Here is a 22,771-nt window from a genome sequence, read left to right as displayed (position 1 = left end):
TACTGGTGTGCTCACTGGGTCTCCAGAGATCGGCAACAGATGAGGACTTGCCGACTATTTTGTTCAGCATGCTGAGTAATTGCAAACGGAAGGCAAAAACATGAGCAGCGACGGCCTGGACGACTGGCCCACCGGCCGACTGTTGTCCACCGCTGCACGCCTGGTAGAGCACTCGTGGGAGAAGGTTCTGCGGTCTCAGGACATGACTCACGCGGGCCTGATCGTGCTCCATTCGATCGCTGGTGGACCGGCGTCGCAACGCGATATCGCGAAGAACGCCCGGGTCACCGATCAGACGATGAGTCGAACGATCGACCGCCTCGAGCGAGCGGGTCACGTCACCCGAGACACCGATCCGCGGGACGAGCGTCGGCGCGTGATCGCGATAACCGACGCCGGCCGCCAGACGTACGAGCGACTGCTGACGCTCGAGAAGGAAGATGCGGCATTGACCGTCGGGGTCGGGGATGTCGCCGCGCTGCGCGAACAACTACTGCGATTGGTTCGCTCACCCGGATTGAAGACCGCAACTCGCGAACAGCAGGAAACGTCTCGAGACTAGAAAGCCGGCCAGGGAATCGTTCGATGGCCGTTCGGTTCGGGCATCACAGCGGACTCTGCGAACTGCATCGCCCGCACCGCCAAAGCCACGATCTCTTCCTCGGTGATCAGTTCGGACAACTCGTCGCCCAGATCCCCGTCGAGAGTTGTCGCGAGTTCGGCGACGTCGGTAATCAAGGCGCCCGGTACGGGCTGCCCCGCCCACCCCCACAACACGGTTCGCAGCTTGTTCTCCGAGTGAAGACAGATTCCGTGATCAACCCCGTACACCGAGCCGTCGACGCCCTCGAGGGCGTGACCGCCCTTGCGGTCGGCATTGTTGATGAGGACGTCCAGAACGGCCATTCGTTGCAGCCGCGGATCGTCCGCATGGATGAGGGAGACGGGTTCGCCCTCCGAGTCGAAGGCCTGCAGAACCTCGAACCATCCGGGTGGGACATTGCCGGGACTGCACAGGTCGACCATCTCGAGGCCGCCCGATCCGTCCGCGCGGCGATCGACGGTGTCGATCCACCGCTGCACCATTCCTGGCCCGAAAGGACCGTCCCGCAACACTGTTCGCGGAATCACTCCCCAGCCCAGCGCCTCGGACACTCGGTACGACGCGACCTCACGCCCCGCCAGAGTGCCGTCCGGGAAATCCCACAGGGGGCGTTCCCCACGCACCGGCTTGTAGACCACACGGGTGGACTGCTCCCCCAGAGTCGACTCGCACACCAGCGTGGCGTTGCTCGCCGTGGTGATCTGACCGATCAGAGTCAGATCACCCTCGAGCAGAACGTCCGGCACCCCAGGTTCGGCCACGACGTCAGACCTCGTCGTCGTCTGCGTCGTCGATCGCAAAACCGAAGGACTCGCCGCGTCGGTAGCCGTTGGTGCGGATGCAGACGTGCCCCTCGGGCGCCAACGGTTCACCACACAGTGGGCACGGCGCGCGTCCCGCCGCGATGACGCGTTCGGACCGCAGCGAAAATTCGCGCGCTTGCTCAGGTGTCAGAAACACACGGACCGCGTCCGGACCGTCGTCGGCGTCGTCGAGGACAACCGATTCGTCGAACTCCGTCTCGCTGACGGCAAGCAACTCCACGACGACCGCGCCGGCATCGGCGTCCCAACCGAGTCCCATCGTGCCCACCCGGAACTCCGCGTCCAGCGGAGTGACCAACGGGCTGAGATCGGAGACGTCGTCGGCCTGCGGCGGAACCTCGGTTCCGAACCGGCGATGTACCTCTTCGAGGAGTAGGCCCATGCGATCGGCGAGGACCTGAACCTGCTGCTTCTCGAGCAGCACACTCACCACCCGCGCTTCGTGCACGGCCTGCAGATAGAAAGACCTGTCACCGGGTTCGCCCACCGTCCCTGCGACAAATCGGTCAGGAGTGCGAAATACGTGAATCGCGCGCGACATTGCACCTCCTCGAGTTCGAGCAGAACATCACTGAGTACCCATTATCCGTCACAGCTCACGCACCGACCTCTCCGCCGGGGACGGACTCCTGTGCAGGAGCCGAGCCGTTGGTCGCGGCCTTCGCTGCACCGATCGCTGCGAGCACGTCTCCGGTGTCGTTGACCCTCAGTACGAACGGCAGAGTGGCCGTGTACCGAATCACGCTGACCGAAGCGGGCTCGGCGACGATGCGCTGGAACGAATCGAGGTGCATCGCAAACGCGTCGGCGAGAACCGATTTGATGACGTCGCCGTGCGTGCACGCGATCCAGACGACGTCTTTGCCGTGTTCTTCGGCCAGCCGTGCGTCGTGCTCGCGGATCGCGGCAACGGCTCGCGCCTGCACCTGGGCCAGTCCTTCACCGCCCGGGAACACGGCACCGGAAGCGTGGCGCTGCACCACTTTCCAGAGCGGTTCCTCCAGCAGTTCCTTGAGAGGGCGGCCCGTCCAGTCTCCGTAGTCGACCTCGATGAGGCGATCCTCCACCAGCGGCGTCAGACCACGGTCGACGGCGATGGGGCCGACCGTCTGCTCGCACCGCAACAGCGGCGAGCGGACGATCTCCGCGATGTCCAGACCGACCAGCCGATCGACGACGCCTTCGGCCTGTTTCCGGCCGTGATCGTCGAGTTCCACACCCGGCGTTCGACCGGCCAGGGTATGGGCAGTGTTGGACGTCGACCGCCCGTGCCGCAGTAGGACAACTGTCATTCCACAACCCTAATGGGGCGGTGGCCGCACGGACGGGTGGTCGACGTCGAAACGGGCCCTATGTCGCGGACACGACCCCTGTGGCCAGCAACGCAAGGACGACTACGCCGAGAGCGATTCTGTATCCGACGAACCAGTACATGGAGTGATCGACAACAAATCGAAGCAGCCAGGCGATCGCTGCGTAACCGACCGCGAAGGCGATGACGGTTGCCACCAGCAACTGCGGACCGCTCGCGTTCAGACCCTCACCGGCCGGCTCGAAGGCATCCGGGAGGCTGAACAAACCGGAGGCGAGAACTGCCGGAATCGCCAAGAGGAACGAGTAACGGGCTGCGGCCTCACGGGTGAGCCCGAGGAAAAGACCGGCGCTGATCGTGCCACCTGAGCGCGAGACGCCCGGGATGAGCGCGAGTGCCTGCGCCGAACCCATGATGATGCCGTCGCGCGCTGTGAGCGTTTCGATGGGCCGAGTCTTGCGCCCGTAGTACTCGGCAGCGGCGATGACAAGCGCGAACACGATCAACATTGTGGCGATCAACCACAGATTGCGTGCGCCGGTACGGATCTGGTCCTTGAAGAAGAAGCCGAGGATGCCGACCGGAATGGTGCCGATGATGACGTACCAACCCATGCGGTAGTCGAGATCGCCCCGATGCTCGGCGTTGAACACACCCCGGAACCAGGCAGTGATGATCCTCACGATGTCGCGCGCAAAATAGATCAGCACTGCCAGCTCGGTGCCGAGCTGCGTCACCGCGGTGAAGGACGCACCGGCGTCACTGCCGAAGAATATCTCCGACACGATTCGCAAATGTCCGGAAGACGAGATGGGCAGGAACTCGGTCAATCCCTGCACGAGGCCCAGGATCACGGCCTGGAGCCAGGTCATCGCTTCGCCCATCACTCACCGATCCCGGCTGATTCGAATGGGGTTACTGCACACAGGTTTCGTGTGTCGGGTTCACGTTTCACCGGCGCCACGCTACCGGTGCTCACTGCAGCGCGCCGCGCCCGGCACGTCCGTGTCCGAATACCCCGACTCGAGGCGAGCGCCCACTAGTCTGCACGTGGTGAGATCTCTCGGGTGCCGCACTTGCGCACACGAGTCGGGCGCGAGATGCAGGCGGTTATGAAGCACAGATCTGTCGGAACGAGCGGACTTCGGGTCTCGCGACTTGGGCTCGGCACACTGACATGGGGACGCGACACGGACGGCGACGAGGCTGCGGCGCAGCTGCTCGCCTTCGCCGAGGCCGGCGGAACCTTGGTCGACACCTCGCCCGCGTACGGCGCCGGTGCGGCGCAACGGATCCTCGCCGAGTTGCTCGACGACGTCGTTCCGCGTGACGAACTCATCATCAGCTCGAGCGCCGGCATCGATCCCACTCCGATCGGCACCGACCGCGTCGACTGCTCGCGGCGCGGATTGCTCCGCCAACTCGACGCGACTCTTCGTGAACTCGGAACCGACTTCCTCGACATGTGGCAGGTCGCAACCTGGGATCCGCTCACGCCCGTCGACGAGGTTGCAGCAACCCTCGACTACGCGGTCTCGAGCGGCAAGGTGCGGTACGTCGGGGTGCGCGGTTACCTCGGCTGGCAGCTGGCGACGGCCGTCGGAGCCGGTGGCGCAACAACACTCACCGCGACACAGGCCGAGTACTCACTGCTCGCACGCGGCGTCGAGGAGGAATTGTTCGCAGCGGCGGCCCATCACGGCGTCGGAGTGTTCGCCGCAGTGCCTCTCGCGGGCGGCGTTCTGACTGGCAAATACCGCGACGGCATTCCCGTCGATTCCCGCGGCGCCGACGAAGCACATTCACAGGACGTTCAGAGCTACCTGACCGATTCCTCGATCCGGGTGGTCGACGCCGTCGTTACCGCCGCCGACGGTCTGGGTACTTCACCACTGGCGGTGGCACTGGCCTGGGCGCGCGATCGCGCCGGGGTGGCCAGCGCCGTCGTCGGCACGCGTGATCTCGCCCAGTTGACAGGAGTACTGGCAACCGAAGAATTGGAACTTCCGAAAGCGATTGCCGCGGCTCTCGACGACGTGAGCGCTTAGTTCGTCCCGCTGATCGAAATACCGAAGGTATCGTCTTGGCGAGGGCAGGCTAACCTAGTAGGCAACGCTTTACTACAGCCTCAGGAGAATCCATGACCACGCTCGACGCAGACAGCCTTTCCGCAGACGCAGGCCCCGCCTTCTCCGAACGAATCAAGACCGAGACGGACGCTGCGCACCGCGAGACCGAGCAGTCGCGTTTCGTGGGTGCTCTGCTCGGCGGTGAGCTGACCACCGCAGGCTATGCCGCTCTCCTGGGGCAGACCTACCTCGTCTACACCAGCCTCGAAGAAGCCGGCCGCACCCACGCCGACAACGAGTTGGTCACTCCGTTCCTGTCCGAGGATCTGCTGCGGGTGGCTTCACTCGAGTCCGATCTCGAATTCCTCGGCGGACCGAACTGGCGCGACGAACTCGTGGCACTGCCGGCAACCGAGCGCTACATCGCCCGCCTGAAGGAGGTGGCGTTCGACTGGCCCGCCGGGTTCGTCGCACACCACTACCTGCGCTACATGGGCGATCTGTCCGGCGGACAGATCATCCGCCGCATGCTCGAACGCGCCTACGGATTCGAGACCGACGGACTTCGCTTCTACATCTTCGAAGGCATCCCCAAGCCGAAGCCCTTCAAGGACGACTACCGCTCGAATCTGGATGCGCTGCAGATTCCTGCCGAGGAACAGCAGCGTTTCATCGACGAGGTAAATCTGGCGTACCGCCTCAACGGCGACCTGTTCGCCGACCTCGAAGGCGACATCGAGAGCTACCTCGTCAAATGATGAAGCGCTTGGCCGCGGCGGCACTGGTCGCAGCAGCCGGTTTCGGGCTGGTGGCTTGCGGGTCCAGCGACGATTCCACGACATCTCAGGGTGCCCGGACCGCGGTACTCGAAGATTCCAGTCCGGTTCCCATCTCCGACAACCCGACCGCGACACTGCCCGTGACGGTGAAGAGCTTCGACGGCCTCGACGTGACCATCACCGACAACAGCCGGATCGTTACGGCCGACCGCTACGGGACGCTCGCGACGACGACGGTGGCGCTCGGCCTCGGTGACAAACTTGTCGGCCGCGACACCGCAGCCAAGTTCCCCGCAGTCGCGGACGTGCCGGTTGTCACGGTCGGCGGCCAATCGCTCAACACCGAGGCGATCCTCGACCTCGATCCCACCGTGGTTCTCACCGACACGAGTATCGGGCCCAAGAGCGTCCAGGATCAGTTGCGCGCCGCCGGTGTTCCAGTCGTCTTCTTCGATCCCACCCGAACACTCGAGGGTGTGCCGGGGCAACTCCAGGCCGTCGCCGACGCGCTCGGCGTCCCCGCCCAGGGCGCGGCGCTGGTCGATCGGACCGAATCGGAAATCGCTGGAGCTCGTGATCTGGTCCCCGCCGAGGGCGATCCGCTGAAGATCGCGTTCCTCTACATGCGCGGATCGGCCATCACCATGATCGGCGGTGAAGGGTCCGGAGCCGATTCCTTGATCGAGGCACTCGGCGCCACCGATGCAGGAACCGCCTCGGGCATCGCACAACAGTTCGTGCCCATCACCAGCGAGGCGCTCATCGCCGCCGCGCCGGACGCCCTGCTCATGATGACGGACGGGTTGGCGTCGATCGGCGGTATCGACGGCCTCGAAAAGGTCCCTGGCATTGCTCAGACACCGGCCGGAAAGAACAAACGAGTAGTCGACATGGAGGACGGAGTGTTGCTCAGCTTCGGGCCGAACACCGGACGTGTCATGGCGGCACTTGCCGAAGCGATCTACGAGCCCGGTGGATCGTGAGCAGAGATTTGTGAGTGCTGATTCGTGAGTACAGAAACAGATAGTTCCGACGCAGGTAAGACTGGGTCCGCAGCCGAGGATTCACACGAGGTCAAGGGCGCCGACAAGTCGGCATCTCGCCCCGCGTCGCGGTCGCGGGTGAGTGCGGTTCTGATCAGCTTGACTCTCGCTTTGGTGATCGTCGCAGTGCTGTCGGCGTGCATCGGTCAGGTTCCGACGTCACCACTCGAGGTTTTGGGCAGCATCCTGCACCGCATCGGGCTCGATCTCGGTCCGATGCCCGCCCATCCCAGCGGTGAAGTGACCTTGTGGGAGGTTCGTTTCCCCCGCGTCGTGCTCGCCATCTGTGTCGGCGCGGCGCTGGGATGTTCCGGTGCGCTCCTGCAGGGTGTGTTCTCCAATCCACTCGCGGAGCCAGGAGTGATCGGAGTGTCCGCGGGCGCTGCGGTCGGTGCGAGCGCTGTCATCGTCGTCGGCGGCACGTTCGTGGCCGGCTGGGCTGTAGCTGCCGCGGCGTTCGTCGCCGGACTGGTGACCACAGCTGCGGTGTATCTGCTCGCTCGGCACGAGGGCAGAACCGAAGTGGTGACGCTGGTGCTGACCGGCGTTGCGATCAACGCGTTCGCCGGCGGTCTCATCGCCTTCTTCACCTTTGTCGCCAGCCCGTCTGCTCGCGATCAGATCGTGTTCTGGCAACTCGGCTCACTCAACGGCGCTTCCTGGAACGCAGTCCTGATCGTGGCCCCGATGACCGTCGTCGGGATCGCCGCGACCATGATGATCGCCCCGCGTCTCGACCTGCTGGCGCTCGGTGAACACGCGGCCCGTCACCTGGGCGTCAACGTCGAACGGCTTCGCCAGTTCGCGGTTCTGATCGTCGCTCTCCTGGTCTCGGCGAGTGTGGCCTTCACCGGCATCATCCTCTTCGTCGGTCTGGTCGTTCCGCACCTGATGCGCATTCTCGTCGGACCTGGCCACCGCGCGCTGATTCCCGCGAGCGCCCTCGCCGGCGCACTGGTTCTGCTGGTCGCAGACCTCGGCTCGCGGTCGCTGATCGACAACGCGGACCTGCCACTCGGAATGCTGACCGCTCTGGTGGGTGGACCGTTCTTCTTCTGGCTTCTCCGACGCACTCGCGCACAACAGGGCGGGTGGGCATGAGCAGCCTCGTCCGAAACTGGCGCGAATTCTTCGGCCGCGTCACCCCCGAACCGGAGAGCCCTGGCGTCGGTGATGTCACCCTCGAGGCGCGCGACATCACTGTCGAGCGCGGTGGTCGGCACATTCTCGAAGGTGTGTCCCTCGAAGTTCGGGCCGGAGAAGTCGTCGTCCTCGTCGGACCGAACGGCGCCGGTAAGTCGACACTTCTTGCGGCGTTGGCCGGTGATCAGCCTGTCATCGCCGGGCGGGTTGAGGTCGGCGGCAACGACCTCACACAGTGGTCACCGATCGACATGGCGCGCCGACGCGCGGTGCTCCCCCAGAAACACACCATCGGATTTTCGTTCAGTGCTCGCCAGGTCGTTCGCATGGGACGCGCACCGTGGGCCGGAACTCGCCGAGAAGACCGCGACGGCGCTGCCATCACCGCGGCGATGAAGACCTGCGATGTCGAAGGGTTCGCCAATCGGCCGTTTGCCGTGCTGTCCGGTGGCGAGCAGGCGCGAGTCGCACTTGCGCGGGTACTGGCGCAGGAGACGTCGACCATCCTGCTGGACGAACCGACGGCAGCACTCGATCTCGGACACCAGGAGGCAGTGATGTCCGTGGCTCGCGCCCGCGCTGCGGACGGCGATGCCGTCGTCGTCGTGTTGCACGATCTCGCGTTGGCAGCGGCGTACGCGGATCGGATTGTCGTGCTCGAAAATGGACGGATCGCCGCTGACGGTCCCCCGGAATCGGTGTTGCACGAAGAACTTCTGACCCGCGTCTACGGTTATCCGGTCGAGGTGTTCCCACATCCGAAGACCGGAGCAACCCTGGTGATCCCGCGCCGAGAATTCACCGAACAGAATCGATGATCGATCCCAGCCTGTTGAGGACGGCTCTCACCGTCGGCAGGCTGCGACTGTCGCCCTCACGAACTCCGTCACCGGGACCGGGCTGTGACCAATCAGCCTCCGTCGACAGAACTGCGTCGCGGACCACACCGGCGATGCTTCGCTCGTCGGTCAGATCGATATCGGTCACCGATCGCTCGGCCGTAGCGATGACATCCGACGGGGTCGGCACACTGTGCTCGCAGTATTCGCCGTAAACCTCGACGAACAACACGCTCTTGCGTACGCGAAACGCGAAAGTCCGACCGTCGGACCTGCCGAAACCGTGTGCGTGAGCGCCGACGGTGAGGTCCTCGATCTCGAAGCCCGGCCGCGCCGGTTCGGGCGACTGCGCGCCGGAATCGGTGGGTTCTGTGGGAATCACAATGATCTCCTCGGTGATTGCAGCGTTAACCGCAATCGCTGTTCGTACGGTATCGCGTCAAGGGTGTGAGCGGAATGGTCGGTAGATCCTCGACGCGATGAACGGCGCCCGACTGCGATCAGGGATGATCGATGACAGTCGCACTGCGTGAAGAACAGATGACAAGAAAAAGAGGAACTACACATGGCTCGCCTAGGGATCCGCACCACTGCAGCAGCAATGGGAGCGGCGGTTCTGCTGGTCACAGGATGTTCTTCCGGAGATGGCGGTGACGACCTCATCACGATCGATCCCGCAACGGCCGCGGTCTCGCCGGCCACCACCAGCACCCCGGACGGCGTGGTTCACCCGTATTCAGGTCTGATCGATTCCATCACATTCGACCCGATCACGCGCAGCGCTGTCCTGGTCGCCGACAACCCACGCTCGGTGCTGGTCGTTCCTGCGGACGGCCTGTCCGGCGCCGACCCGGCCTCGACAGGTCGTCCGATCACCCTGAATTCGGACGTACGCGACGTCTCGATCGCCGCTGACGGCAACGCACTGCTGTCAATGGATCGCCAGGTAGTGAAGCTGAAACTGACTTCGGGCGAACAGACTTCCATCCCGGTCGACGGCCAGGCGAACTCCGCGGTCGAACTCACCGACGGCCGCATCGCGATCGGTACGGACAATGGTTCAGTTCACATCGTCGACCCTAAGACCGATCAGTCACAGAAGGTTTCGGGATTCGCATCCGTGGACGAACTCGCGGTGACCGGCGACAACCTGAGCGCCCTCGATCACCGTCAGACCTCGCTGACGGCGATCAACCTCGAAGACGGCAAACTCGGCGTTGCACTCCGTGCCGGTGAGGGTGCGACCCACCTGGCCACCGATCGCTTCGGACGCATCCTTGTCACCGACACCACCGGCAACGAACTGCTCGTCTTCACTGCCGATCCGCTCCTGATGCACCAGCGCTACCCCGTCGGCGAGTCACCGTACGCCGTTGCCTACGACGAGACCGCGGATCGAGTGTGGGTCACGCTGACCGCAACCAACGAGGTAGTCGGCTTCGACCTGTCGTCCGGCATCCCTGTGGAGACCGGACGGTTCAAGACGGTGCGACAGCCGAATTCGTTGGCCGTAGACTCTTCCAACGGCAATCTGATCGTCGGATCGGCAACCGGTGACGGGCTGCAGGTCATCCCGTCACGGGAGAACTGATGGAAAAGCGTGCGCGCGGGATCCCCGCGCAGTGGGAAACGTCGGACGACAAGTTCGACTACGTGCCACTCCGGCTACCGCCGAACGTTTCGCGGGTCACGGCGTCGATGCGCCTGGCGATCTCCGCCGAGTTCGGCGGGTGGGAGCTCTCCCGTGTTCGTCTCTATCCCGACGGCAGCCGACGTGTGCTTCTCAAGCGCAAGAAGACGCCGCTGCACGTGACCGATCCGGACGGCATTCAGCACTGATCGTCCAACAGACGACCAGGGCCCGCCGCTGTCGAAGCCGCTGACAACATCACACCACCGAAGAGCTGGAGAATCGTGTACCAACTGCTGCTGAGCCTGATGTTCCGGGTACCACCGGAACGCATCCACCACATTGCCTTCACCGCGATGAAACTGGTGACACGGTTCGCTCCCCTTCGCTGGCTGGTCGCAAAAGTTCTTGTCGTCGACGACCCGGTTTTGCGCAGTCAGGCTTTCGGTCTGACGTTCCCCGCACCTCTCGGTCTGGCGGCCGGATTCGACAAGGACGCCACCGGAGTCGACGCCTGGGGCCCGTTGGGATTCGGTTTCGCCGAGGTCGGAACGGTGACGGCCCAGGCTCAGCCCGGTAACCCCGCGCCGCGTCTGTTCCGTCTTCCGGCCGATCACGCTCTGATCAACCGGATGGGCTTCAACAACCACGGCGCTGGTCACGCGGCGAATTTCCTGCGGCAGCGCCGCGTCACGGTGCCGATCGGCGCCAACATCGGCAAGACCAAGATCGTCGAAGCCGCCGACGCCGCTGCCGACTACACCGCCAGCGCGCAGCTTCTCGGACCGCTGGCCGACTTCATGGTCGTGAATGTCAGCTCGCCGAACACACCCGGACTCCGTGATCTACAGGCCGTCGAATCACTGCGCCCGATCCTGCAGGCCGTGCTCGACACCGTCAGCGTGCCGGTACTGGTGAAGATCGCTCCCGATCTCTCCGACGACGACGTCGACGCCGTCGCCGATCTGGCCGTCGAACTCGGACTTGCCGGAATAGTCGCGACCAACACCACGATCCGCCGCGACGGTTTGAACACCCCGGACGCCGAGGTAGCTGCACTCGGCGCGGGCGGGCTGTCCGGCGCACCGGTTGCCGAGCGCTCGCTCGAGGTACTTCGGCGCCTGCACGCCCGAGTGGGCGACAAGATGACCATCATCTCGGTCGGCGGTATCGAGACGGCCGATCAGGCGTGGGAACGGATCCTCGCCGGCGCGACGCTGGTGCAGGGATACACCGGCTTCATCTACGGCGGACCGTTCTGGGCTCGCAGCATCCACAAAGGCATCGCCAAGCGCGTGCGCGCGGCAGGCTTCTCGTCGATCGCCCAGGCTGTCGGAGCGGAGAACCCTCGCTAGAAACTGCTGTGCGCCTTTATTAACCGCCCGCGGTTAACAAAGGCGCACAGCGGGGTGACTATTCGACCTCGAACGTCCCGGTCAGGGTTGCACGCGCAATCGCGTGATGGAACACGTTGAAACCGAGGAACGCCGGCGACGAGTCGGCAGTGACCCCGTCGAGGGTCTCCACATCGAGGGCATGCACCGCGACGATGTAGCGATGCGGACCGTGCCCGGGAGGCGGGCCTGCACCGATGAAACCGAACCCGCCGCCGTCGTGGCGGAGCGTGACGGTTCCGGCAGGCAGGACACTGCTGTCGGCCGCGCCGGCACCGGCACCGGCCGGAAGTTCGGTGACGGAAGCCGGAATGTTCGCCACGGCCCAATGCCAGAATCCCGACGCCGTCGGTGCGTCCGGGTCGAACACCGTCACGACAAAACTCTTCGTCTCGGCCGGAAAGCCCGACCACGAGAGCTGCGGTGAGATGTCTTCGCCACCGGGAACACCGAAGGCACCACTGGCCTGAGCAAGCTTCAGCGGCTGGCCGGCAGTGATGTCGTCACTGGTCAGCTCGAAACTCGGCAACTTCGGCAATGGTTCGTACGGATCGTGCGCCATGCGAATCCTTTCTGTGACAAGAGAGCTCGATGTGAGTCGAGCTCACGGATCTATCCACGTGCTCGTCAGGAATTGAGCAGGAAATGTTCCAGAACACGTGTCCCGAACAGTAGTGCGTCCACCGGAACTCGCTCGTCGACGCCGTGGAACAGCGCGCTGAAATCCAGCTCGGGCGGCAACTGCAACGGTGCGAAACCGAAGCAGCGAATGCCGAGTTTCGCGAATGCCTTCGCGTCGGTTCCACCGGAGAGCATGTACGGAACTGTGCGAGCCTCCGGATCGTGGGCGAGAATCGCCTCGTTCATGGCGTCGACAAGGTGGCCGTCGAACGTCGTCTCGTACGAGTCCAGCTTGGTGATCCACTCGCGGGTCACGTCGGGACCGATCAGTTGGTCCACCGTTCGCTCGAATTCGGCCTGCCGGCCCGGCAACACACGGCAGTCGAAGACCGCCTCGGCCGTCTGCGGAATGACATTTGCCTTGTATCCGGCCTTGAGCATCGTCGGGTTCGCGGTGTCACGGAACGTCGCGCCGATGATGTTGGCGATCGTGCCCAGCTTCGCGAGGGTCCCGTCGATGTCGGGTGATCCCGGATCGAAATCCAATCCGGTCTCTTCCCCGACGGCGGTCAGGAACTCCGCGACCGAATCGGAGATCACGATCGGGAACTGGTGGGCAGCTAGCCTCGCGACCGCGCCGGCGAGTGTGGCGACCGCGTTGTCGTCGTGGAGGAAGGAGCCGTGTCCGGCGCGTCCCTTGGCGGTCAGACGCATCCACCCGAGTCCTTTTTCCGCAGTCTCCACCAGGTAGAGGCGGCGGTCGGTTCCGTCAGGTCGCGGAACCGTCAGCGAGAAGCCGCCGACCTCACCCACGGCCTCGGTCACTCCCTCGAACAGATCCGGGCGATGCTCGACCAGCCACTGGCATCCGTACTTTCCGCCCGCTTCCTCGTCCGCCACGAAGGCGAACACCAGATCACGCGGCGGTACGACGCCTTCCGCCTTGAACTGTCTGGCGAGGGCCAGGATCATCCCGACCATGTCCTTCATGTCCACGGCGCCGCGCCCCCAGACGTAACCGTCCTGGACGGTGCCGGCAAAGGGGTGCACGCTCCAGTCGGCGGGCTCGGCCGGGACGACGTCGAGGTGACCGTGAAGCATCAGCGCGCCGCGACCCGACTCGGCTCCCTTCAAGCGAGCAAAGACATTCCCGCGGCCAGGTGCACCGGACTCGACGTATTCCGTCTCGTAACCGACTTCTTGAAGCTGCGCGGCAACCCACTCCGCGCACGCACGCTCGCCTTTGGTGGTTTCGAGTTCTCCCGTGTTCGAGGTGTCGAAGCGGATGAGAGAACTGACCAGTTCGACTACTTCTGCTTCGGCTCTGCTCGGATTCGGATTAATCGGGGTTGTGGTCATTCCACTTTCCTACCATCGAATCAAACGGCGCGGGCGACCGGAATGCCCCGCAACCTGGCGATTTGGGGCAGCTGAGCTAATCGGATACTCTTTCCCAGCACCGAGAAATCGGGGCCGAGTCCGAGTGGCGGAATGGCAGACGCGCTAGCTTGAGGTGCTAGTGTCCTATTAACGGACGTGGGGGTTCAAGTCCCCCCTCGGACACTCTGTGTTGAGACAGACAGGAAAAGCTCCGGTTCATCGAACCGGAGCTTTTCTCGTAATTGGCGAAGTTCCCGAACCAGGGAATAGTCCGCGCGAGCGGCGATCGAGATGGAACAGAAGTTCGAAGTGGATACAGACACCAAGAAGTCGGATGCACTGCAGGCAGATTCGCTGGAAACAGCCGATTCAGAATCTGCTCGAGCCGAACTCACCGGACTCGACCCCGCAGAACTCGAAATCTGCTTGAAGGTCCTTTCCGAAGCCGCCGAACTCGACGACGAGCATCCCGACTCGATCACCATGCAGCGTGCTGTCGGCCATCTGTTCAAGCGACTCAAGAAGAAACGCCGCCTCGCTTCGCGCGCAGCCGTCAACGAAGCCGACCGCCAAGTGGTCGCCGCGACGGCCACCGGTTCACCCGATCGCATCGACGACGAGACCGCAGGCATTCCGATCAAGTCGAACACCGCCGGCGCCTCAGCCGGCACGCTCATCAAGGCGCGGCCGTGCTACATCTGCAAGCAGCGCTACACCGCAGTCGACGCCTTTTACCACCAACTGTGCCCCGATTGCGCTGCCACCAGCCGCAGCAAACGTGACGCCAGCACTGATCTGACCGGCCGACGCGCACTGCTCACCGGCGGCCGCGCGAAGATCGGCATGTACATCGCTTTGCGCCTGTTGCGTGACGGTGCGCATCTGACCATCACGACGCGATTCCCCAACGACGCGATCCGCCGATTCAAGGCGATGGAGGACAGCAACGACTGGATTCATCGTCTGCGCATCGTCGGCATCGACCTCCGCGACCCCGCCCAGGTTGTTGCACTCGCGGATTCTGTTGCCGCACAGGGCCCGCTCGACATCCTCATCAACAACGCCGCACAAACAGTTCGACGCTCCCCCGGTGCTTACGGCGCTTTGGTGGACGCCGAGTCCGGCGCACTGCCTGCCGGTGAACTGCCCGATGTCCTGACCTTCGGCAAGACGAGCGACGCTCACCCCGCTGCTCTGGCTGGATCGCTGTCGGACGTCGCGAGCATCACCTCCGGAAATCTCTCGGCCGACGCGGTCAGTTCGCTCGCTCTCGTCGCCAAGTCGGCTTCGCCCGATCGCATCGAGCAGGGCATCGCCATCGACGCGGGCGGGCTGCTGCCCGACCTCGCGCACACCAACAGCTGGGTTCAGACCGTCGAAGAGGTCGATCCAATCGAGCTTCTCGAAGTCCAGCTCTGCAACTCGGTCGCGCCCTTCATTCTCGTTTCGCGCTTGCGCCCGTCGATGGCCGCGGCCGCGGCGCGACGCAAGTACGTCGTGAACGTTTCCGCTATGGAAGGCCAGTTCAGCCGCGCGTACAAGGGCCCAGGCCACCCGCACACCAACATGGCCAAGGCAGCACTGAACATGCTGACCCGCACCAGCTCCAAGGAAATGCTCGACGACGGCATCCTCATGACCGCCGTCGACACCGGCTGGATCACCGACGAACGCCCGCACTTCACCAAGATGCGTCTGGCCGACGAAGGTTTCCACGCACCACTCGACCTCGTCGACGGTGCAGCCCGCGTCTACGACCCCATCGTTCAGGGCGAGCTGGGCGTCGACCTGCACGGCTGCTTCCTCAAGGACTACAAACCCTCGCCGTGGTGATGGGCGGCACCGCCGCGGTGATGATGGGCGACACCGCCGCAGTGATGATGGGCGGCACCGCCGCAGTGGTGACAGGCGGCACCTAGCCGCCCCGATGTGGCGATCTCGTCACCCCCAAACCCCCGTGTCGAGTAGCTCATTTCAGGTAGAGCACAGCATTGCAGGCGATAATGGACTGCGAACCTGCTCACCGACTCGGAGGAACCATGACGATCGCCGTCGTACACAAGGACAGCCCGGAAGGCCGCGCCGCAATCGTGGCCGCTGCACGGGAATCCGTGGGTCGAAGCGAAGAACTCCTGGTTCTGCACGTACTGGACGACGTCAACATCGGAGACACCGTCAGCATCGGAAACACCGTCAGCATCGGAAACACCGAGGATGACCGGGCCGCTCTGCGCGGCGAGATTCAGTCGGCGCTCGACGCCGGTGGGTTCTCGGAGACGAAGTGGGATCTGCGCACCACCGAGCACGACGGCGATCCGGTGACCGCGCTCGTCAACCTGGTGCACGGCGCGGGTGTCGATCTCCTGATCGTCGGAACGCGCCGGATGTCCCCCATCGGCAAGTTCCTGCTCGAACGCCCGCTGCAGCGCCTGTTGCTCGAAGTCGAGGCTCCGATCCTCGTCGTCAAGGAACCCCTCCCCGCCGAGTGACCGCGGTCACATCACTTTCCGATACTCGTTTGTAGGCTGGCTCCATGACTGGAACCTCGCCCGCCCGAGAACTCGACATCATCGTCTACGGAGCGAGCGGCTTCGTCGGAAAGCTGCTCGCCGACTACCTGGTCAAACACGCGCCCGAAGGCACGAAGATCGGCCTCGGCGGCCGTTCCCTCGAGAAGTTGGCAGCCACCCGCGCCGATCTGGGTACCGCCGCTGCCGATCTCCCCCTGATCATCGCCGACGCCGACGACGCAACAGCACTGAAGGCACTCGCCCAGCGAACCCGGGTCGTCGCCACCACGGTCGGTCCATATGCCAAGTACGGCCACGCTCTTGTTCACGAATGCGCTGCCGCCGGAACTCATTACGTCGACCTCACCGGCGAGGTGCTGTTCCACCGCGAAAGCATCGACGCCAACCACGACCTGGCCGTGTCGACGGGTGCCAAAATCGTCCATTCCTGCGGATTCGATTCCATCCCTTCCGATCTCGGAGTTCACGTCCTGCACGAGAAGGTCGCCGCCGACGGCGCCGGCGAGCTCACCGACACGACCCTGGTGGTCACGGCCCTGCGCGGAGGCGTGAGCGGTGGCACGATCGATTCGCTTCGCAACCAGATCGACGTGTCGAAAGACGATGCGCGCCTGCGGAAACTCGCCGCCTCGCCGTACTCGCTGAGCCCCGATCGTGATCGGGAGCCCGAACTCGGACGCCAGAGCGATGTGAGCGTGGTCGACGGCAAGAAGATCGATCCGTCAGTGAAGGGGTGGAAGGCACCGTTCGTGATGGCGTCGTACAACACACGAGTCGTCCGTCGCAGCAATGCGCTCCGAGAGTGGGCGTACGGCAAGAAGTTCAAGTACAGCGAGGTGATGAGCGTCGGCTCTTCCGTCGTGTCTCCGGTGATCGCGGGCGGAGTGGCGGTCGGCCTCGGTGCGCTGGTCGCCGGACTCGCCCTTCCCCCGACGCGCTTCCTTCTCGACAAAGTATTGCCTGCTCCCGGTGAAGGTCCGAGCGAGAGCACCCAGAAGAAGGGCCACTTCACGCTCGACGTGTTCACCACGACCACGACCGGCGCCCGATACACATCACGAGTGAAGGCGAAGGGCGACCCGGGATACAGCGCGACGGCGGTAATGCTCGGCGAATCTGCGTTGTCGTTGGCGAAGGACCAAAAGGATCTCCCCCCGGCCACCGGCGTTTTGACCCCGGCGACAGCGCTCGGCGACGTCCTGGTCGAGCGTCTGCGCAAAGCCGGTTTCGAGATTTCCGCGCGCAAACTCTAGACAGAACGAATTTCACTTGATCGTTTCAGCTATTCGCGCCCGATTATCGCAGCTCAGGGCGCGGACAGCGGTGGGAATACTCCCAGGTAACATTGATGTTGGTTCATGGCATCCATATGTGGTGCTCCGCTTTCGGAAAAGTGAGGCTATTCATGACTGAGCGCGTTCAGGTCGGCAGTCTTCAGGTTGCCAAGGTTCTCTACGACTTCGTGGTCGAGGAGGCTCTTCCCGGCACCGGTGTAGACGCCGAAACGTTCTGGGCCGGCGCCGACAAGGTCATCACCGAGCTCGCACCGAAGAACCGCGACTTGCTTGCCAAGCGTGACGATCTGCAGGCTCAGATCGATCAGTGGCATCGCGATCACGCCGGCGCTCCCATCGACGCCGCCGCGTACAAGGCGTTCCTGCAGGAAATCGGCTACCTCCTGCCGACGCCTGCCGAGTTCTCGGTCACCACCACGAACGTCGACACGGAGATCACCTCCACGGCCGGCCCGCAGTTGGTCGTCCCGATCCTCAACGCGCGCTTCGCACTCAACGCGTCCAACGCCCGCTGGGGTTCGTTGTACGACGCGCTGTACGGCACCAACGCCATCTCGGAGGAGAACGGCGCCGAGAAGGGTTCCGGCTACAACAAGGTCCGCGGCGACAAGGTCATCGCCTGGGCGCGTGAATTCCTCGACGCCGCAGCACCTCTCGTGTCGGGATCGCATGCAGATTCAACCAAGTACGTTGTCGACGGCAGTGAACTGAAGATCACGTTGGCAGACGGCAGCGTCACCACGCTCGCCCAGCCGGAGAAGTTCGTCGGCTACCTCGGCGAGAAGGACGCACCGACGAGCATCCTGCTGCTCAACAACGGATTGCACGCCGAGATCCAGATCGACGCCTCGTCCCCGATCGGCAGCACCGACGCCGCCGGCGTCAAGGACGTCGTTCTCGAATCCGCCGTCACCACCATCATGGACTTCGAGGACTCGGTCGCCGCTGTCGACGCCGACGACAAGGTTGTCGGTTACCGAAACTGGTTGGGCCTCAACCGCGGTGACCTGTCCGAGGAGATCAAGAAGGGCGCCAAGTCCTTCACTCGTACGCTCAACGGCGACCGTAAGTACACCGCCGTCGACGGCAGCGAACTCAGCCTGCACGGTCGTTCACTTCTGTTCGTCCGCAACGTCGGTCACCTCATGACCAACCCCGCGATCCTCGACGCCGACGGCAACGAGGTTCCCGAGGGCATTCTCGACGCTTTGATCACCAGCACCTGTGCAGTCCACGGCCTCTCGATCAGTGACGCCAACGGCCCGCTCGACAACAGCCGCACCGGCTCGATCTACATCGTCAAGCCCAAGCAGCACGGTCCCGAGGAAGTTGCCTTCACCACCGAACTGTTCGGCCGCGTCGAGCAGGTCCTCGGGCTTCCGGAGAACACGCTCAAGGTCGGCATCATGGACGAGGAGCGTCGTACGACGGTCAACCTCGCTGCCTGCATCAAGGAAGCCGTCGACCGCGTGGTGTTCATCAACACCGGCTTCCTCGACCGCACCGGCGACGAGATCCACACCTCCATGGAAGCCGGCGCGATGGTGCGCAAGGCCGAGATGAAGAAGCAGAAGTGGATCGGCGCCTACGAGGACTGGAACGTCGACACCGGACTGGCCTGCGGTCTGCAGGGCAAGGCTCAGATCGGCAAGGGCATGTGGGCCATGACCGAGCTGATGGCTGACATGCTCGAGCAGAAGATCGGCCACCCCAAGGCCGGCGCCAACACCGCGTGGGTCCCTTCGCCGACCGGCGCAACGCTGCACGCGACGCATTACCACCGCGTCGACGTGTTCGCTGTTCAGGACGGACTGAAGGGCAAGCCGCGCGCGAGCGTCGACGACATCCTGACCATCCCGCTCGCTCCCAGCACCGACTGGACGGACGCGGAGAAGAAGGAAGAGCTCGACAACAACTGCCAGTCCATCCTCGGTTACGTCGTCCGCTGGATCGACGCGGGCGTCGGCTGCTCCAAGGTTCCCGACATCCACGATGTCGCGCTCATGGAGGATCGCGCCACGCTGCGCATCTCGAGCCAGCTGCTCGCCAACTGGCTGCGTCACGGCATCGTCAGCGAAACCGACGTCGTGACTGCGCTCGAGCGCATGGCACCGGTTGTCGACCGTCAGAACGAGGGCGACGCCGAGTACCGCAACATGGCACCTGATTTCGATTCCAACATCGCTTTCCAGGCTGCCAAGGAACTCATCCTGGAAGGTGCGAAGCAGCCCAGCGGATACACGGAGCCGATCCTGCATCGCCGCCGCCGCGAGTACAAGGCTGCCAACGCCTGATTTCACCCTTCTTCGAACTCGAAGCTGAACCCGAACAGCCTCGGCACCGCTCCCGGTGTCGAGGCTGTTCGCGTAGGCCCCGAAGATTCGTCACTAGACTGGCCGAGGACACAGTCCGTTCAACAGACATTCTTCGAGTGACCAAGGTAGGGCAAGGTACGTGGGCGAACATCGCGGCGGGTCAGGCGCCAGAGGTATCAGCAAGGGGCCGATTCTTGTCGTCGTGCTGATCGTCTTGATCGTGGCAGGCTTCTTCGGATGGAAGGCCCTCAGCAACCGGATCGACGATCAGGGACAGCAGGCAGCAGGCACGTGCGTCGAGGGCAACAAGACGCTCGACGTCTCCGCGGATCCGTCCATCGCCCCACAGGTCGAGGAACTGGCGAAGCGGTACACCCAGACCTCGCCGGTGGTGCGTGATCACTGCATCGCCGTTGTGGTGCACGGTGCGCCGTCCGCGTCGGTCTCGGCGGCACTCGAAGCCGGTCCGGCGGCACCCTGGGACGACGCAGCCCTGGGACCGCGTCCCTCGCTGTGGATCCCGACGAGTTCGTTCGAGCTCGCGCCGTTGGCCGGGAAGGCCGTGATCAACGGTGATCCTCGCTCGCTCGCGAGTTCCCCGATCGTTCTGGCAGCCGGTCCCGAGACCGCGGCAGCATTGGCCGGCGCAGCATCGAGTTGGAAGTCATTGCCTTCGGATCTGACGGTTGCCCTGCCGGTCGGAAGTACCGAAACTTCGATGGCTGCACAGGCAATCGCTGCCGATGTCGCCGATGCGGGCGCCGGTCCGGTCACGACGGATCAAGCGAAGTCCGCCCAGGTCAACGCTGCACTCAGTGCGCGGGCGTTGCAATTCCAATCCTTGCCTGCTCCTCCCGCATCCACCGCCGAAGCCCTCGGTGCACTGAGCGCCGGAACTCCGGATTCGGTGAAAGCCGTTCCGGCCACGGAACAGTCGATAGCGCAGAGCGCGAACGCTGCGATGACGACGTACTCACCCACCGGCGCAACGCCCGTCGCGGACTATCCGGCGGTCATCGTCGCTGGCAGCGGGATCGACGAAACGGCCTCGCGCGCAGCGGCACAGTTTGCCGACTTCATGCGTGAGCCGAATCAGTCACAGTTGTTCGTCGGCGCCGGTTTCCGGGTCGAGGGCCAAGACCTTCCCGATCTCGGTGCGGTGTCCCCGGCCAAGATCTCGTCCACGTTGAAACCGGCTTCGGCCGAAACCGCAGCGATGCTCGGTGACATCGTCGCCAACCCGGTCTCTCCGCGTAGTGCCACCATCCTGATGGACACGTCGGCGTCGATGGGTACCGACGACGGTGGCAATACCCGCTTGGCGAATGTTGCTGCGGCATTGAATACTCAATTAGGTCGCAGCCCTGACGCGTCCGACATCGGCCTTCGCGAGTTCAGCACCAACACGGACGGAAGACCGTCCGAGCGCATCCTGGTTCCGGGTGGTTCACTGTCCGAACCGAATCGGCGCGCCACGATCACCGATTTCCTCAACGGGCTTCGCTCAGGCGGAAAGACCTCCAAGTATCCGGCGCTTGCCAGTTCGTACAAGGCTGCGGTGGACGGTTTCGACGCGGGACGGGTCAACTCGGTGTTGCTGATCACCTCGAGTACACCTGACGAATCCACTACGACGCGAAGCGAATTGCTCAGTGCGATCGCCGCTGCTGGCAATCCGTCGCGTCCGGTACAGGTCGACGTGATCGTCGTCGGTGCGGGCAACGACGTCTCCACGCTCCAAGACGTGTCGGACAGGACGGGCGGAACATTGGTTCGCGTCGATTCGACGTCCGACCCGGCACTCGCCGCCGCCGTGACGAAGATGCTGTCCTGATGGGGCGCGTTGCGGTTTTCGCGGTTCTCCTCGCTCTTCTGACGTGGTTCCTGCACCGCAGGCTCGTTCGTGCCACGGGCATGCCGAGACGATGGGCTCGCCTGGCAGACACTGTGCTCGTCGTCTTGGCGGTCTCGACGCTCATCGGGGTCGGCAGCGGCGAAGTCTTTCCGACGTCGTGGGCGCGACCGATCGGGTTTCTCGGATGGATCTGGCTGGCCTCGTGGCTGTACCTGATTCCAGGACTGCTCGTGATCGGGCTGTTCGCCGGGATCAGTCGTCTGCGTGCACGCCGCACGGACACGACCGCCGAGGTCGACCCGTCCAAGCGTCGTACGTTGCAGTTGGCCACAGCGGCAGTCACTCTCGCGGCGTTGGGCACCGCCGGGTACGGCGTCTACGAGGCGTCGAACCCGAAGGTCTCCCGAATTCGGGTGCGCCTGGCACGACTGCCCGAGGGCTTCAACGGATACCGGATCGCCCTGATCACCGACCTGCACGTGGGTCCGGCCCGCGGGGTCGACTTCACCCGCAAGGTGGTCGATATCGTGAACTCGCAGAATGTCGATCTGATCGCGATCGGCGGGGACCTCGTGGACGGCACCGTCGCGAAAGTTGCACCCGATCTTGCTCCGCTCGCCGATCTTCGGGCGCCGGACGGAATCTTCGGAGTCAGCGGCAACCACGAGTTCTACGCCGACGACGGCGGCAAATGGCTCGACGTGTGGGAAACATTGGGGATCACCACACTTCGCAACAGCCGCACCTCGATCCAGCATGGGGGCGATACCATCGACATCGTGGGCATCCACGACTACACGTCGCCGGCCCCGTACGAGCCGAATCTGACAGCCGCCCTCGCGGGCCGCGATCCGAATACGTTCGCCTTGCTTCTCGCGCACGAACCGCGCCAGGCGATCGAAGCGTCCGAGATGGGTATCGATCTGCAATTGTCCGGGCACACCCACGGCGGGCAGATGTGGCCGCTGCGCTATCTCGTTCCGTTGCAGCAGCCGTCAGTGCAGGGTTTGGACAAGGTCGGAAACACCGTGCTGTACACGACGCGTGGCGCCGGGGCCTGGGGCCCTCCGGTACGCGTCGGCGCACCGCCGGAGATCACCGTTCTCGAACTCGTACGCGAGAGGGGATGATCTCCGG

At 64.1% G+C, this 22,771-nt stretch carries 22 protein-coding genes and 1 tRNA gene; 16 read left to right on the top strand and 7 right to left on the bottom strand.

What is annotated here, in order from left to right:
- Positions 1-100 precede the first annotated feature (100 nt).
- Positions 101-562 carry a MarR family winged helix-turn-helix transcriptional regulator gene (locus ACFQ6Y_RS05500; RefSeq protein WP_378544032.1) on the top strand — a complete coding sequence of 154 codons (462 nt, stop codon included), beginning with the start codon at positions 101-103 and terminating at the stop codon, positions 560-562.
- Here ACFQ6Y_RS05500 and ACFQ6Y_RS05495 read toward each other — a convergent pair.
- Genes ACFQ6Y_RS05495 through ACFQ6Y_RS05480 form a run of 4 tightly spaced genes read right to left on the bottom strand, consistent with a single transcriptional unit; the run spans position 559 to position 3,624 of the window.
- Complete coding sequence (locus ACFQ6Y_RS05495; protein WP_378544029.1) at positions 559-1,365, bottom strand: SCO1664 family protein; 807 nt, start codon at positions 1,363-1,365, stop codon at positions 559-561. The genes ACFQ6Y_RS05500 and ACFQ6Y_RS05495 overlap by 4 nt on opposite strands.
- Before the next feature lie 4 nt (positions 1,366-1,369).
- Positions 1,370-1,969, bottom strand: a complete 600-nt coding sequence (locus ACFQ6Y_RS05490; protein ID WP_030537532.1) for a DUF3090 domain-containing protein — start codon at positions 1,967-1,969, stop codon at positions 1,370-1,372.
- 55 nt (positions 1,970-2,024) lie between these two features.
- Positions 2,025-2,720: a histidine phosphatase family protein gene (locus ACFQ6Y_RS05485; RefSeq protein WP_378446070.1), complete on the bottom strand. Its 696-nt coding sequence runs from the start codon at positions 2,718-2,720 to the stop codon at positions 2,025-2,027.
- A gap of 58 nt (positions 2,721-2,778) precedes the next feature.
- Positions 2,779-3,624 (bottom strand): undecaprenyl-diphosphate phosphatase, encoded by an 846-nt coding sequence (locus tag ACFQ6Y_RS05480; RefSeq protein ID WP_378446071.1) that lies wholly within the window; start codon positions 3,622-3,624, stop codon positions 2,779-2,781.
- 228 nt (positions 3,625-3,852) lie between these two features.
- On the opposite strand from ACFQ6Y_RS05480, the gene ACFQ6Y_RS05475 reads away from it, so the two are divergent.
- The 5 genes from ACFQ6Y_RS05475 (at position 3,853) to ACFQ6Y_RS05455 (ending at position 8,592) form a co-directional block, all read left to right on the top strand.
- A complete protein-coding gene (locus ACFQ6Y_RS05475; protein WP_378629997.1) occupies positions 3,853-4,788 on the top strand; it encodes an aldo/keto reductase in 936 nt (311 codons plus the stop codon).
- 92 nt (positions 4,789-4,880) lie between these two features.
- A complete protein-coding gene (locus tag ACFQ6Y_RS05470; RefSeq protein WP_378532906.1) occupies positions 4,881-5,567 on the top strand; it encodes a heme oxygenase (biliverdin-producing) in 687 nt (228 codons plus the stop codon).
- Positions 5,564-6,571 carry a hemin ABC transporter substrate-binding protein gene (locus ACFQ6Y_RS05465; protein WP_378629994.1) on the top strand — a complete coding sequence of 336 codons (1,008 nt, stop codon included), beginning with the start codon at positions 5,564-5,566 and terminating at the stop codon, positions 6,569-6,571. The genes ACFQ6Y_RS05470 and ACFQ6Y_RS05465 overlap by 4 nt, the downstream gene beginning before the upstream one ends.
- Before the next feature lie 138 nt (positions 6,572-6,709).
- On the top strand, positions 6,710-7,732 hold the full coding sequence (locus tag ACFQ6Y_RS05460) for an iron ABC transporter permease (protein ID WP_347873118.1): 1,023 nt from the start codon (positions 6,710-6,712) through the stop codon (positions 7,730-7,732).
- Positions 7,729-8,592, top strand: coding sequence for a heme ABC transporter ATP-binding protein (locus tag ACFQ6Y_RS05455; RefSeq protein ID WP_378629991.1), 864 nt, complete (start codon positions 7,729-7,731; stop codon positions 8,590-8,592). Before ACFQ6Y_RS05460 ends, ACFQ6Y_RS05455 begins: the two co-directional genes overlap by 4 nt.
- Here ACFQ6Y_RS05455 and ACFQ6Y_RS05450 read toward each other — a convergent pair.
- Positions 8,573-8,995 (bottom strand): hypothetical protein, encoded by a 423-nt coding sequence (locus ACFQ6Y_RS05450; RefSeq protein WP_378629988.1) that lies wholly within the window; start codon positions 8,993-8,995, stop codon positions 8,573-8,575. The genes ACFQ6Y_RS05455 and ACFQ6Y_RS05450 overlap by 20 nt on opposite strands.
- Before the next feature lie 183 nt (positions 8,996-9,178).
- On the opposite strand from ACFQ6Y_RS05450, the gene ACFQ6Y_RS05445 reads away from it, so the two are divergent.
- The 3 genes from ACFQ6Y_RS05445 to ACFQ6Y_RS05435 all read left to right on the top strand — a co-directional run bounded on the left by ACFQ6Y_RS05445 (position 9,179) and on the right by ACFQ6Y_RS05435 (position 11,598).
- A complete protein-coding gene (locus ACFQ6Y_RS05445; protein ID WP_378629986.1) occupies positions 9,179-10,204 on the top strand; it encodes a YncE family protein in 1,026 nt (341 codons plus the stop codon).
- Positions 10,204-10,452: a DUF5703 family protein gene (locus ACFQ6Y_RS05440; protein WP_007733391.1), complete on the top strand. Its 249-nt coding sequence runs from the start codon at positions 10,204-10,206 to the stop codon at positions 10,450-10,452. Before ACFQ6Y_RS05445 ends, ACFQ6Y_RS05440 begins: the two co-directional genes overlap by 1 nt.
- A 75-nt stretch (positions 10,453-10,527) precedes the next feature.
- Positions 10,528-11,598: a quinone-dependent dihydroorotate dehydrogenase gene (locus ACFQ6Y_RS05435; RefSeq protein ID WP_378629983.1), complete on the top strand. Its 1,071-nt coding sequence runs from the start codon at positions 10,528-10,530 to the stop codon at positions 11,596-11,598.
- 58 nt (positions 11,599-11,656) lie between these two features.
- On the opposite strand, the gene ACFQ6Y_RS05430 is transcribed toward ACFQ6Y_RS05435, so the two are convergent.
- Positions 11,657-12,199 carry a YbhB/YbcL family Raf kinase inhibitor-like protein gene (locus ACFQ6Y_RS05430; RefSeq protein ID WP_378629981.1) on the bottom strand — a complete coding sequence of 181 codons (543 nt, stop codon included), beginning with the start codon at positions 12,197-12,199 and terminating at the stop codon, positions 11,657-11,659.
- Positions 12,200-12,264: 65 nt separating this feature from the next.
- Entirely contained in the window at positions 12,265-13,617 is a 1,353-nt protein-coding gene (locus ACFQ6Y_RS05425; RefSeq protein WP_378629979.1) for a M20/M25/M40 family metallo-hydrolase, read from the bottom strand.
- A 118-nt stretch (positions 13,618-13,735) separates the two neighbouring features.
- Between ACFQ6Y_RS05425 and ACFQ6Y_RS05420 the strand changes: the two genes are divergently transcribed.
- The 7 genes from ACFQ6Y_RS05420 to ACFQ6Y_RS05390 all read left to right on the top strand — a co-directional run bounded on the left by ACFQ6Y_RS05420 (position 13,736) and on the right by ACFQ6Y_RS05390 (position 22,764).
- A tRNA-Leu gene (locus tag ACFQ6Y_RS05420) sits at positions 13,736-13,821 on the top strand.
- Between the two features lie 108 nt (positions 13,822-13,929).
- Complete coding sequence (locus ACFQ6Y_RS05415) at positions 13,930-15,471, top strand: SDR family NAD(P)-dependent oxidoreductase (RefSeq protein WP_074447104.1); 1,542 nt, start codon at positions 13,930-13,932, stop codon at positions 15,469-15,471.
- 206 nt (positions 15,472-15,677) lie between these two features.
- The gene (locus tag ACFQ6Y_RS05410) at positions 15,678-16,127 is read left to right on the top strand and encodes a universal stress protein (RefSeq protein ID WP_378629975.1); all 450 of its coding nucleotides are present in this window, start codon (positions 15,678-15,680) and stop codon (positions 16,125-16,127) included.
- 44 nt (positions 16,128-16,171) lie between these two features.
- Positions 16,172-17,422, top strand: a complete 1,251-nt coding sequence (locus ACFQ6Y_RS05405) for a saccharopine dehydrogenase family protein (RefSeq protein WP_378629971.1) — start codon at positions 16,172-16,174, stop codon at positions 17,420-17,422.
- A gap of 152 nt (positions 17,423-17,574) precedes the next feature.
- Complete coding sequence (locus ACFQ6Y_RS05400) at positions 17,575-19,758, top strand: malate synthase G (protein ID WP_378629969.1); 2,184 nt, start codon at positions 17,575-17,577, stop codon at positions 19,756-19,758.
- A gap of 160 nt (positions 19,759-19,918) precedes the next feature.
- Positions 19,919-21,613: a VWA domain-containing protein gene (locus ACFQ6Y_RS05395; protein WP_378629966.1), complete on the top strand. Its 1,695-nt coding sequence runs from the start codon at positions 19,919-19,921 to the stop codon at positions 21,611-21,613.
- Positions 21,613-22,764: a metallophosphoesterase gene (locus tag ACFQ6Y_RS05390; RefSeq protein WP_378629963.1), complete on the top strand. Its 1,152-nt coding sequence runs from the start codon at positions 21,613-21,615 to the stop codon at positions 22,762-22,764. Before ACFQ6Y_RS05395 ends, ACFQ6Y_RS05390 begins: the two co-directional genes overlap by 1 nt.
- The last annotated feature ends 7 nt before the right edge of the window (positions 22,765-22,771 follow it).

Source organism: Rhodococcus sp. NPDC056516 (assembly GCF_042794655.1).
In the GTDB taxonomy this organism is placed as follows: domain Bacteria; phylum Actinomycetota; class Actinomycetes; order Mycobacteriales; family Mycobacteriaceae; genus Rhodococcus_F.
The sequence above is the reverse complement of the archived record's forward strand: the minus strand, read 5'-3'. Positions and strand labels throughout refer to the sequence as shown.